Below are 13,071 nucleotides of genomic sequence, written 5' to 3'. Positions count from 1 at the left end.
GAGACCTGACTGTAGGTTGTCGAGCGATACAGGCATAATCGCCAATTCTTAATCAGCGATACCGGATTCGATATGTCTTGCTTGCCAATCGACCCAACCCAGGCGCCTGCCAGCCTTGGTGCATTGAGAATCTCCAGCCGCCAGATCACGCTGCTCAATGCGCTGGGCGAGTTCGGCAACCTGCGCCGCGCCGCTGCGGCGATGCACACCACGCAACCGGCGGCCAGCCTGTTGCTGCAGCAGCTTGAGGAACGCCTTGGCGTGCGTTTGTTCGAGCGCTTGCCGCGCGGCATGCAAGCAACGCTCTACGGTGAGGTGATGATCCGCTATGCACAAAGCGCGCTGCATGAGTTCGAGCATGCCCAGGCGCAAATCGCCGAACTGGCGCGCGGGGCCTCGGGCCTGGTGCGGGTGGGCAGCGTCATGGGCCCGGTGCCGGGCGTGCTGACCAAGGCGGTACTGGCCTACAAGCGCGACCACCCCAAAGTGCGTATCTCGCTGGAAGTGGGCACCAGTGATACCTTGCTGCCCGCGTTGCTGCGCGGCGATTTCGACATGGTCGTGGGCCGCCTGCCAGACCAGAGCGACAGCCAGGACCTGAACATCGAGCTGTTTGAAGGCGGTGAGCAGATGCGCGTGATTGCCCGCGCCGGGCACCCTCTGGCGGCGGCTGTCGGGTTGCAATTGAGTGACCTGGTGGCCCTGACCTGGATCCTGCACCCCATCGGCAGCCCGATGCGCCGCCGTGTCGAAAGTGCGTTGCAGGCCGGGGGCATGGTGCAGTCACTGGACATCGTTGAAACCGCCTCGATCCTGGCCACCACCGCCATGCTCGAAGCCTCCGAAATGATTGCGGTGGTACCCAATGACGTGGCCGAGCATTATGCCCGCTATGGCATGGTTGCCATCCTGCCGGTAGAGCTGCCGCTGACCATGGCCAACCTGGGCGTGCTGACCCTGCGCTCGCGGCCCAACTCGGTTGCCCTGGATACCTTGCTGCGCTACCTGCGGGCGCAATAACCCTGCCTTTTCACCTGCCTGAGGCCTGCTGCCGATGTCGCCGGACCTGACTCATTCCAGCTTTTGCAACTGGATCCGCTACAAGCACCTGGTGCTGATCGACACCCTGGCGCGCACCCGCAACATGCACGCAACCGCTACGCGCATGAACCTCAGCCAGCCGGCCCTGAGCAAGATGCTGCGCGATCTCGAAGAGCAGTTCGGCTTTGCCCTGTTCGAGCGCCTGCCACGCAGCATGCCGCCCACCGAGCTGGGTGAATATGTGGTGCGTTATGCCCAGGGTGCGTTGGCCGAGTCGCAGCAATTCGTCGACCAGGTCAACCGCCTGCGCAACGGCGGGCACGGTTTTATCCGCGTCGGCGGCATCTTTGCCGCCACTGCGCTGGTACTGCCGCAGGCCATTGCCGCGATCAAGGCGCGCAGCCCACTGCTGTCGATCGAAGTGGTGGAGCATTCCAGTGATCACCTGCTGACCATGCTGGAGCAGAACAAGCTCGACATCATGATTGGCCGCTTCACCGAAGAGCGCTTCAGCCAGCTGTTCGACTTCCAGCCCCTCGAACCCGAACCGTTCAGCCTGGTGGTCAACAGCGAGCACCCGCTCAACCAGCTGGAAAGCCCGCCACTGTCGGCGCTGGGCGACTGGCCGTGGGTGCTGTACCCGGTGGGCACGCCGATCCGCAACCGCCTGGAACAGGCGTTCCGTGTGGCCGGTATTGCCACGCCCGTCGACAGCGTCGAGACCATCTCCATGCCGATGTTCCTGCAGCTGCTGCAATCGGCGCCGATGATTGCCATGTTGCCGCGTTCGATGGTTGCCGCGCAGCTGGCCAGCGGGCAGTTCAAGGAGCTGCGCAGCCCCTTGCATGTACCCGCGCTGGAGTATGGCGTGGTCACCCGCAAGGATGAACCGCTGAGCGCTTCGGCCCGGGCGTTTGTCGAGATTTTGCTGGAAGGCGCCAAACAGCGACAGAAGGAAGGTACGGCTGCAACTGCCTTGGACAAGACCTGATGGTTCACGGGGGTCTCCTGTGGGAGCGGGTTTACCCGCGAAGCAGTCGACGCGGTGCATGGCACCGGCTGCGCCGGTGTTCGCGGGTGAACCCGCTCCCACAGGATATGTGCTGGCTTGAGCACTTGGGCAGTCTATTGGGCGATCAAGGATCACCGCCCGATTACAACTTCCGATAACCACTGGTTATCGCTTGATCGGATCATCTCATTGGGAATGCTGCGCAAGGCTTCTTACAGTGGCAACAGCCATAACAAGAAGCCCGCCGCACCGCCCTGAGAGGTCCCATGCAACTGATTGCCAAGTCCGGTGACCTTGCCGTCATCCGCCTCAACCCGCTGGACAACGTGCTTATCGCCCGCCAGGCCTTGCCGCAAGGCATGCACCTGGATGCCGAGGCGATTACCGTGCGCCAGCCGATTCCTTCGGGCCACAAGCTCGCGACCGAACGCGTGGAGCAGGGCCAGCCGCTACGCCGTTACGGGCAAATCATCGGTTTTGCCTCGCAGGCCATCAATGCCGGCGATCACGTGCATGTGCACAACGTGCAAATGGGCGATTTCGCCCGTGACTATGCCTTTGGTGTCGACACTCGCAGCCAGCCTGGCAGCGAAGCGCAGTTCCAGGGCATCGTGCGCGCCGATGGGCGGGTTGCCACCCGTAATTACATCGGCATTCTCACCTCGGTGAACTGCTCGGCGACCGTCGCCAGGGCTGTGGCCGACCATTTCCGCCGTGACATTCACCCCGAGGCACTGGCCGACTACCCGAATATCGACGGCGTGGTCGCCCTGACCCACGGTGCCGGCTGCGCAGTAGACCCCAGCGGCGAAGCCCTTGGCTTGCTGCGCCGCACCCTGGCCGGGTACGCCGTGCACCCCAACTTTGCTGCCGTACTGATCATTGGCCTGGGCTGCGAAACCAACCAGATCGAAAGCCTGCTGGAAACCCAGGGCCTGCAAGCCAGTGCGCAGCTGCGGGCCTTCACCATCCAGGGCATCGGCGGTACGTCAAAAACCATTGCTGCCGGCATCGAGCAGGTCAAGAGCCTGCTGGCCGAGGCCAACCACGTGCAGCGCCAACCGGTCAGCGCACGGCATCTCGTGGTCGGCCTGCAATGTGGCGGCTCCGATGGCTACTCCGGCATCACCGCCAACCCGGCACTGGGCAACGCCGTGGACCGCCTGGTGGCGGCCGGTGGTACCGCCATCCTGTCCGAAACCCCGGAAATCTACGGCGCCGAGCACCTGCTGACCCGCCGCGCGGTCAGCCGTGAGGTGGGCGAAAAGCTGGTGGCGCGCATCCGCTGGTGGGAAGACTACTGCCAGCGCATGAACGCCGAGCTGAACAACAACCCTTCGGCCGGCAATAAAGCCGGGGGCCTGACCACCATCCTCGAGAAGTCCCTGGGCGCAGTGGCCAAGGCGGGCTCCAGCAACCTGGTCGATGTGTACCAGTACGCCGAGACCGTGCGTGCCCAGGGCCTGGTGTTCATGGACACCCCTGGTTACGACCCGGTCTCGGCCACTGGCCAGGTGGCTGGCGGGGCCAACCTGATCGCCTTCACCACCGGGCGTGGTTCGGCTTACGGCTGTGCCCCGGCACCGTCGATCAAGCTGGCGACCAACAACCGGGTGTTCGAACACCAGGAAGAGGACATGGACGTCAATTGCGGCGGTATTGCCGATGGCTCCACCAGCATCGAGGAGCGTGGCGCGTACATCTTCGAGCAGATGCTGCGCATTGCTTCCGGGGAACGCAGCAAAAGCGAACAGCACGGATACGGGCAGAACGAGTTCGTGCCTTGGCAGATCGGCGCCGTGACCTGATTGACCGCTCCCGCCCCGCTTACGAGATAACAACAATGACTCAAGCCACACATCACAACGTGCAAGCGCTCACCATCTTTGTCGAGCAACTGTTCGAAAAAGCCGGTGCCGATACCGAAGTCGCCCAGGTGGTGACCCGGGTTCTGCTCGAAGGTGAACTGCTCGGGCACCGTACCCACGGCCTGAACCTGGTCAGCCGCTACATCGGTGGCATGCAGGAAGGCAAGGTCAAGGCCCGTGCACAGGCACTGGAACAGGTGTCGGACAGTGGCATCGCCAGCGTGTTCGATGGCCATTACCTGCTGGGGCCCTACTGCGTCAGCCGTGCCCTGGACTGCGCGGCAAAAGGTGCGACCGCGCAGGGCATCGGCATTGCGGTGGTGCGCCGTGCTTCGCACATTGGCTGCCTGGCCGCCTATCTCAAGCCCTTTACCGACCAGGGCCTGGTGGCCATGCTCTATTCATCGGACCCCTCGGTGGGGCTGGTCTGCGCCCACGGTGGCATCGACCCCATCTACACCCCCAACCCGATTGCTGCCGGTATCCCGACCCTGGGCGAGCCGATCCTGCTGGACGTGAGCATGTCGACCGTTACCCTCGGGCTGGTTGGCCAGTGCCGCGATGCCGGCAGCCGCCTGCCGCACCCGGTACTGGTGAGCAATGACGGGCAGCTGAGCGACGACCCGGTCGATTTCTTTACCCGCCCGCAAGGCAGCATCCTGCCCCTCGGCGGCCAGGCCTTTGGCCACAAAGGCTTTGCCCTGGCGCTGCTGGTCGAAGCCCTGACGTCCGGCCTGGCCGGCCATGGGCGCAAGGATGCCCCTGAGCAGTGGGGCGCCTCGGCCACTGCCGTGGTCATCGACCCGCGCTTCTTCGGCGGCCTGGAAGCGTTCACCGATGAAACCAGTTTCCTGGGCCGACTGGTACTCGCCAGCCGCCCGCTCGACCCCGCTCGCCCGGTGCGCTTGCCTGGGCAGGCTGGCCTTGCGCTGCGCCGCCAGGCCCTGCAGCAGGGCGTGAGCCTCTCGCCACAGCTGCTGGCTGACCTTGATCGCCTGGCCGGCCAATTGCAACTGCCGGCACTTTCCCAATGATGCACAGTAAGGGTACACAGATGACTGACCGATCGAACGCCAATCAACCGCTGCCGCTGAGCCAGGATGCCAGTATGTTCGACAGCGGCAGCTGGGTAGGGCGGGTGTGGCTCGCGGACCAGGGGCCGGCGGTGGTGCTGGTGAAAGCCGGCGCGGTCTACGACATCAGCACCCACGTGGCGACTGTCTCGGCCCTGCTGGAAGTGGCCGACCCGGTGGCCTACCTGCGGGCCTTGCCGCTGGCCGAACCGCTGGTGGCGCTATCGGTGTTGCTGGACAACAGCGACCCCACCCAGCGCGACCCGAGTCAGCCATGGCTGCTGGCGCCTGTCGACTTGCAGGCGGTGAAGGCCGCTGGCGTAACCTTCGCCACCAGCCTGCTGGAGCGTGTGGTGGAAGAGCAGGCCAAGGGCGACCCGGCCAAGGCCGATGCCATCCGTGACACCCTGGCCAGCCGCATCGGCGCCGACCTGTCGCAGATCGTGCCAGGCTCGGCCCAGGCCGAAGCGCTGCGCAAGGTGCTGGTGGAGCAGAGCCTGTGGTCGCAATACCTGGAAGTGGGCATTGGCCCGGATGCTGAAGTGTTTACCAAGGCCCAGCCGCTGTCGGCAGTTGGCCACGGTGCCGATATCGGCATCCACCCCAAGTCCAGCTGGAACAACCCTGAGCCGGAAGTGGTGCTGGCAGTATCCAGCGATGGCAGCATCAAGGGCGCCATGCTCGGCAACGACGTCAACCTGCGCGACTTCGAAGGGCGTAGCGCCTTGCTGCTGTCCAAGGCCAAGGACAACAATGCCTCCACCGCACTGGGCCCGCTGCTGCGGCTGTTTGACGAAAGCTTCGGCCTTGACGATGTGCGCAACGCCGAAGTGGACCTGCGGGTTGAGGGCGAGGACGGTTTCATCCTGGCTGGCCGCAGTTCCATGCGTCAGATCAGCCGCGACCCGCAGGACCTGGTGCAGCAAACCCTCAACGAAAACCATCAGTACCCCGACGGCATGGTGCTCTTCCTCGGCACCCTGTTTGCCCCCAAGCAGGACCGTGACCAGCCGGGCAATGGCTTTACCCACAAGCCGGGTGATGTGGTGACCATCAGCAACCCGCAACTGGGTACCCTGTGCAACCGCGTGACCACCAGCGACCAGGCGCCGCAGTGGGCGTTTGGCCTGCGCGCGTTGATCGACAACCTCGGCCGGCGTGGCCTGCTGGAGGTTGCAGCTACCGCACGCCAGCCTTGAGCGACACGCTGCGCAAGGGAGGGGCGCAGGCACATCGATGGATCGCCAAAGCGCTGACAGCGCGGCAACAATAATAATAAAGGTCGACACATGAACCCTATGAAGAAGTACCAGCGCATCACAGTTGTGTTTCTGCTGCTGATCGGCATCGTCAACTACCTGGACCGTAGTGCGCTGTCGATCGCCAACACCTCCATCCAGAAAGACATGATGATCAGCCCGTCGCAGATGGGCATCCTGTTGTCGGCGTTTTCCATTGCCTACGCCTTTGCCCAGTTGCCAATGGGCATGATCATCGACCGCCTGGGCAGCAAGGTCGCGCTCGGCGCCTCGCTGCTGGGCTGGTCGGTGGCCCAGGCGGCGTTTGGCATGGTCAACAGCTTTGCCGGTTTCATGGGCTTGCGGGTGCTGCTGGGGATTGGCGAGGCGCCCATGTTCCCGTCGGCGGCCAAGGCCCTGTCGGAGTGGTTCGATGCCAATGAGCGCGGCACGCCGACCGGCGTGGTCTGGTCGTCGACCTGCCTCGGCCCGTGCCTGGCGCCGCCCTTGCTGACATTGTTCATGGTCAATTTCGGCTGGCGTGGCATGTTCATCATTACCGGCGTGATCGGTATGGTGCTGGCGGTGTGCTGGCTGACGTTCTACAAGAGCAAGGCACGTTACCTGGCGGAACTGGAGGCCGAAGGCAAGCCGCTGCCAGCGGAACACAAGGCGCCTGTGGCCTCGGTGCAAACGCCGAAGGCTTCGTACTTCGCTGGCTGGCTGGACCTGTTCAAGCACCGCAGCACATGGGGTGCCGTGCTGGGTTTCATGGGTGTGATCTACATGCTGTGGCTGCACCTGACTTGGTTGCCGGGCTACTTCGAGCGTGAACACGGCCTGGACCTGTACAAGACCGCCTGGGTCGTGTCGCTGGCCTACGGCTTTGGTGCGGCGGGTACAATCGTTGCCGGGCGCTTCTGCGACCGGCTGGTGAAGCGTGGCATGACTGTGCTGGGTAGCCGCAAGTTCAGCGTCATTACCGGCCTGGTGCTGGCGGCGCTGTTCACCTTGCCGCTGTCGTTTGTCACCGGCCTGACAGGCTGCGTCATCCTGCTGTGCCTGGCACTGTTCAGCATCAACATGGCCAGTGCCACTGCCTGGATGATCGTCAATACCATCGTGGACAGCCCGCGCGTGGCCTCGTTTGGCTCGATCCAGAACTTCGGCGGCTACATTGCCGGCTCCGTGGCGCCGATCGCTACTGGCTTCAGCATCCAGTACTCGGGCTCGTTCACCACAGCGTTCATGATCAGCGCGGTGGTGGCATTGTGCTCGGCGGTGGCGTACTTCCTGTTGCTGCAGGCGCCGATTGGCAGTGCCAAGGACGAAGCAGGGGAGATGACTGGAGCGACTGAGCAGGCATAAATCCTGGGGGCGCTTTGCGCCCCAAGCGGATCGTCGATCGTGACGCGACCCACGGCTCTTGTCAGGCATGGTTATCTGTATGTATAAACAGTGCCTGTTACCGCAACCTGACCTCCGCCAGTGATCGCCCATTCCGTCGACGACCCGTTCTACTACCTGCATAACTTCCGCCAGGTAGTGCTGTGGGTCGAACAGCGCTACCAGGACCTGCTCGATGACCAGGAACTGGCCTTCATCCGTGCCTTCAATCAACTGCAAGCGCCAACCCAGGCCTTGATGGTGCGCATGGTCATGCGCAAAGGCGAGCTGTTTCGCAGCGACCGGCTCGACTACGCCGAAATCGGCGATACGGCGCTGGCGCTGCACCCTTTGCAGAAGCTCGGCTGGGTGCGGGAACCCGAGCAACTGAGCCTGGAACAGCTGTTCGCCTTGCTGCGCAAAGACGAACTGGCCCGCTGCTTCGCCCTGCAACTGAGCCGCCCGCGCGCCGCCAAGCATGAGCTGTTGGCACAGCTGCAACCGCTAGGGCTGATGGGCCGGTCACTGGCCGAATGGTTTCCCGACAGCGAGGTGCGCATCCTCCAGTGGTGCCTGCAACCTTTGTGCGACCGCATGCGCCTGTTGTTCTTCGGCAACCTGTACCAGGACTGGTCAGAGTTCGTCCTCGCCGACCTCGGTGTGTTGCGTTACGAGCAGGTGCCATTCAGCACGGGCTCGCGAGCCCTGCAGCAACGTGCCGAAGTCGACCTGGCCATGGCCTTGCACCAGTGTGCCGAGCGGCTGGAGCAGGGCGACGAACCCGTGTCGATTCTGGGTACCCTGCAGGGCCTGCACAGTGACAACCCGTGGCTGGCCCGCCGCCATGCGCGCCTGCAGTTCGCCCTGGGCCAGCAATGCGAGCGCCTGGGGGAGTGGGACCAGGCCATGGCAGTGTACGGCCAGTGCAGCCATGCCCAGGCACGCATTCGCCAGGTGCGGGTGCTTGAGCGCACTGAGCAGTGGCCCCAGGCCCATGCGCTGGCACTACAGCTCGCGGCGGCACCGGCTAACGCGCTGGAAGTGCAGGCACTGGAACGGATGCTGCCACGCCTGGCGCGCAAGCTCGGCGGCCCGCCACAGCGGCGCCAGCGTGCCACACCGCTGGAGCTGATCGAGCTCGAGCTGCCCCGCGAGTACGCTGCGTTGGGTGTGGAGGAAGCTGTGCGTCAACACCTGGCGCAAGAGGGCGGCCAGGCGCATTACGTGGAGAACACGCTGTTCAACAGCCTGTTTGGCCTGTTGTGCTGGGAGGCCATCTTCGCCCCTGTGCCTGGCGCATTCTTCAACCCGTTCCAGGCCGCGCCACAGGACCTGCACGACAGTGACTTCCAGCAGCGGCGCAGTGCGCTATTCGATCTTTGCCTGGGGCGGCTCGACGATGGCAGCCATCGTCAGGCGATTCTCGAGTGCTACAAGGGCAAGCAGGGCCTACAGTCGCCGTTCGTGTTCTGGTCCATGCTCAGCGAGGAGCTGCTGGAACAGGCCTTGGCTTGCTTGCCGGCTGCCCAGCTGAAACAGTGCTTCCTGCGCTTGTTGCAGGACATTCGCAGCAACCGCGCCGGCATGCCCGACCTGATCCAGTTCTGGCCCGAACAGGGCCGTTATCGCATGGTCGAGGTCAAGGGGCCCGGTGACCGTTTGCAGGACAACCAGCTGCGCTGGCTGGAGTTCTGCAGGCAACACGGCCTGCCCGTTGCGGTGTGCCATGTGCGCTGGAGTGAAACGCCTTGAGCTACAGCGTGGCGGTGCGTGCCTTGTGCGAGTTCAGCGCCAAGGTCGGCGACCTGGACCTGCGGTTCACGCCGTCGCCCACCGCCCAGGAGGGCATCGAAGGGCACCAGCGGGTGGTGGCACGGCGTGCTGCGGGCTACGAGTCGGAAATCACCCTTGAAGGCCAGTTCGAAACCCTCAAGGTGCGAGGCCGCGCCGATGGTTATGACCCTGGCAGCAATCGCCTGGAAGAGATCAAGACGCACCGTGGCGATCTGGCGCGTCAGCCGGCCAATCACCGCCAGTTGCACTGGGCCCAGGCCAAGGTCTATGGCTGGTTGATGTGCCAGGCACGGCAATTGCCAGCCATCGAGGTGGCGCTGGTGTACCTGGACGTGGACAGCGATGACCAGACGCTGTTCAGTGAGCACTACACGGCTGCTGAATTGCGGGCCTTCTTCGAAACCCAGTGCCAGCGCTTTCTGGGCTGGGCCCAATTCCAGCAACGGCGTCTGGCCGAGCGTGACCAAGGGCTTCAGGCGCTGCGCTTCCCCTATCCACAGTTCCGCCAGGGCCAACGGCAGCTGGCCGAAACCTTGTACAAGGCGGTAAGTACCGGGCGTTGCCTGATGGCCCAGGCCAGCACCGGCATTGGCAAGACCCTCGGTACCTTGTTCCCGCTGCTCAAAGCCATGGTGCCGCAGCAGCTGGACAAGCTGTTCTTTCTCACTGCCAAGACCCCGGGCCGGGCGCTGGCCCTCGATGCCATGAGCCAGATCACCGATGCCACGCCACAACCTGCCTTGCGCACCCTGGAGTTGATCGCCCGCGACAAGGCCTGTGAGTACCCCGACAAGGCCTGTCATGGTGAATCCTGCCCACTGGCCGCAGGCTTCTACGACCGTTTGCCGGCAGCGCGTGAGGCTGCGGCAGCACTGCCTTTGCTTGACCGTGCCAACCTGCGCGAAGTGGCCTTGGCGCATCAGGTTTGCCCGTATTACCTGGGGCAGGAGATGGCGCGCTGGGTCGACGTGCTGGTCGCTGACTACAACTACTACTTCGATGCGCATGCCTTGCTGTTCGGCCTCACTCAGCTCAACCAGTGGCGCGTGGCAGTACTGGTGGACGAAGCGCATAATCTTGTCGAGCGTGGGCGCAGCATGTACAGCGCCACCCTTGACCAAGGGCAGCTGCTGGCCCTGCGTCAGAGCAAACCGCCAGGGCTGGTCAGTGCGCTGGACCGCCTTAACCGGCAGTGGAACGCCATCTATAAAGAACAGCGCGCGCCTTATCAAGCCAGCGAGTCGCTGCCAGACGGCCTGCTGCGCGCTCTTCAGCAATGCATCGGGCTGATTCAGGAGCAGATCAACCAGACGCCTGCGCAAATGGACGCGCAGGTGTTGCAGTTCTTCTTCCAGGCCTTGCAGTTCAGCCGGGTTGCCGAGCTGTTCGATAAGCACTTTCTGTTCGACATCAGCCAGCGTCAGGGCCCGCGCAAGCGTCGGCTGGCTACCCTGTGCCTGCGCAATGTCACCCCGGCACGCCTGTTGGCCCCGCGCATGCAGGCGGCGCGCAGCGTGACACTGTTTTCCGCCACGTTGAGCCCGCGGCATTTCTACAGCGACTTGCTGGGCATGCCGGCCGATACCGCGTGGCTGGAAGTGGCTGCGCCGTTTCGCGCAGAGCAGCTGGAGGTAAGGATTGCCAGCCAGGTGTCCACCCGTTACCAGCAGCGCCACGCCTCCCTGGCGCCGATCGTCGAGCTGATTGCCCAACAGTACGAGCGCATGCCGGGCAACTACCTGGCGTTCTTCAGCAGCTTCGAATACCTGCAGCAAGTGGCCGGTCTGCTGGCCGAGCGGCATGGGCAGATTCCGCTGTGGGCCCAGGAACCGGGAATGGACGAGGCGGCCCGCCAAGGGTTTCTTGACCGCTTTGTCGCCGATGGCAAAGGCGTGGGCTTCGCCGTACTGGGCGGTGCGTTCGGCGAAGGCGTGGATTTACCAGGTACCCGGTTGATCGGCGCGTTTGTCGCCACCTTGGGTTTGCCGCAGGTCAACCCGGTCAACGAACAGTTCAAACAGCGGCTGGGGCAGCAGTTTGGGACGGGCTTCGATTACGCCTACCTGTACCCTGGAGTGCGCAAGGTGATCCAGGCGGCGGGCCGGGTTATCCGTGGTGACCAGGATCGAGGCGTGCTGGTATTGATAGACGAACGCTTTGCCGAACCCCGCGTGCAGCAGATGTTTCCGACATGGTGGCCGGCAGCCATCCTCTAGCAATCCCTGTCTCGCGCTGCCACAAATGAACGCCTCAGCCGGGCATGCCGTCTGTCTGGGCTACAGCAGGAACGATGGGTTGCACTTGCCATGGGCGATCCTCGGTTCGTTCGGTAGGCTTCAATTGGGGTAAGATTACGAACCGTGCCAGTTGCAAAACTCTTGAATATCAAGGTGATGGCACCGTTCAGGGTCCTGATGGCATGCGCGCTTGCCGGTCATTGGGACTTGTTCGCAGGTCGTTTTGACTCGCTTGAGCGTTTGCCGGTTCGCTGCCGGCGACCGCTTCGCTACAGGATTCACCTTTTGTCCGATCTCTCGAAAAATCCGCTGCTGCAGTACATGGCCCGTCTGGCCCCATCCAGCCAGCAAACCATGCGCTACATCCTTCAGGACGCCGCCGACCGGCTGGGCTTTGTCGACTGCAATGTCGTCGACGTGCCCTGGCATCGGCTAGAGCCCGGCCACGTGATCGCCTTGGTGTCGGCCCTGCGTGCCGACGGTTACGCGCCCAACAGCTCGTCGCTGTACGTCAACGCCATTCGCGGGGTGATGAACGAGGCCTGGCGCCAGGGCCTGATCGACCATGAGCAGCTTTTGCGCATTCGCGAGGTCAAACCGGCCACTGGCAGCCGCCTGCCGCCAGGGCGCAACCTGCGCCGCAGCCTGATTCGCGAACTGATGGATGTGTGCGCATCCGACCCGCGGCCGCAGGGGGTACGCGACGCGGCGATCATCGCCTTGCTGTACGGCACCGGCATGCGCAAGTCGGAGTCGGTGGACATCGATCTGGCCCAAGTCGATTTCGAGGCGCGCAGCCTCCAGGTGGTGGGCAAGGGCAACCACCAACTGATCAAGTACGCCCCGCCATGGGCGTTCGAAAAGCTGCAGGCGTGGCTGGATTTGCGCCGTCAGGACCTGCCAGCCGGGGCAGAAGACGACTTGTTCCTGTTCAACCGTATCCGCCGCGGTAGCCACATTACCCGGGCGCGTATCACCAAGCATGCGATTTACTACATTGCCCGCCAGCGCGGTGCGCAAGTGGGGGTGAAAATCATGCCGCACGACTTCCGCCGGGCGTTCATCACCCGGGTGATCGAAGAGCATGACCTGTCGATTGCCCAGAAGCTGGCGCACCATGTCAACATCCAGACCACAGCCATCTATGACCGGCGTGACGACAACGAACGTAGGCGTGCGGTCGACCGTTTCGATTACTGAGGTTTGATGTTTTGGGGCCGCGTTGCGGCCCTTCGCGGGCACGCCCGCTCCCACAGGTATAACACGGGCCTCCAGGCGCAGATCAACCTGTGGGAGCGGGCGTGCCCGCGAAGGGCTGCAGAGCGGCCCCTTTTGCACTTATGCCGGCACCGAAACAGGGCCAACCTCCGCCCCCGGTTTGTGCGCCATCCCCCCGTATGCCCGATGCCAGAGCGGCCGTAG

At 63.7% G+C, this 13,071-nt stretch carries 9 protein-coding genes; all 9 read left to right on the top strand.

Annotation, left to right across the window (positions count from 1 at the left end; all coding sequences use genetic code 11):
* Positions 1–72 precede the first annotated feature (72 nt).
* Positions 73–1,020: a LysR family transcriptional regulator gene (locus WF331_RS19445; protein WP_340623220.1), complete on the top strand. Its 948-nt coding sequence runs from the start codon at positions 73–75 to the stop codon at positions 1,018–1,020.
* Between the two features lie 34 nt (positions 1,021–1,054).
* Positions 1,055–2,032 carry a LysR family transcriptional regulator gene (locus WF331_RS19440; RefSeq protein WP_016500047.1) on the top strand — a complete coding sequence of 326 codons (978 nt, stop codon included), beginning with the start codon at positions 1,055–1,057 and terminating at the stop codon, positions 2,030–2,032.
* A gap of 287 nt (positions 2,033–2,319) precedes the next feature.
* Positions 2,320–3,861, top strand: coding sequence for a UxaA family hydrolase (locus tag WF331_RS19435; protein ID WP_340623219.1), 1,542 nt, complete (start codon positions 2,320–2,322; stop codon positions 3,859–3,861).
* 35 nt (positions 3,862–3,896) lie between these two features.
* Positions 3,897–4,955: an Ldh family oxidoreductase gene (locus WF331_RS19430; RefSeq protein WP_284360117.1), complete on the top strand. Its 1,059-nt coding sequence runs from the start codon at positions 3,897–3,899 to the stop codon at positions 4,953–4,955.
* 20 nt (positions 4,956–4,975) lie between these two features.
* Complete coding sequence (locus WF331_RS19425; RefSeq protein WP_340623218.1) at positions 4,976–6,193, top strand: fumarylacetoacetate hydrolase family protein; 1,218 nt, start codon at positions 4,976–4,978, stop codon at positions 6,191–6,193.
* Positions 6,194–6,292: 99 nt separating this feature from the next.
* Positions 6,293–7,600 carry an MFS transporter gene (locus WF331_RS19420; protein WP_049273226.1) on the top strand — a complete coding sequence of 436 codons (1,308 nt, stop codon included), beginning with the start codon at positions 6,293–6,295 and terminating at the stop codon, positions 7,598–7,600.
* Between the two features lie 120 nt (positions 7,601–7,720).
* Positions 7,721–9,370: a VRR-NUC domain-containing protein gene (locus tag WF331_RS19415; protein WP_016500042.1), complete on the top strand. Its 1,650-nt coding sequence runs from the start codon at positions 7,721–7,723 to the stop codon at positions 9,368–9,370.
* Entirely contained in the window at positions 9,367–11,628 is a 2,262-nt protein-coding gene (locus WF331_RS19410; protein ID WP_284360119.1) for an ATP-dependent DNA helicase, read from the top strand. Before WF331_RS19415 ends, WF331_RS19410 begins: the two co-directional genes overlap by 4 nt.
* Before the next feature lie 306 nt (positions 11,629–11,934).
* Positions 11,935–12,849 carry a site-specific integrase gene (locus tag WF331_RS19405; RefSeq protein ID WP_016500040.1) on the top strand — a complete coding sequence of 305 codons (915 nt, stop codon included), beginning with the start codon at positions 11,935–11,937 and terminating at the stop codon, positions 12,847–12,849.
* Positions 12,850–13,071: the final 222 nt, after the last annotated feature.

It is taken from the genome of Pseudomonas sp. YNh, from assembly GCF_037993085.1.
Lineage (GTDB): Bacteria > Pseudomonadota > Gammaproteobacteria > Pseudomonadales > Pseudomonadaceae > Aquipseudomonas > Aquipseudomonas putida.
This window is presented reverse-complemented; position numbering and strand designations above follow the sequence as displayed.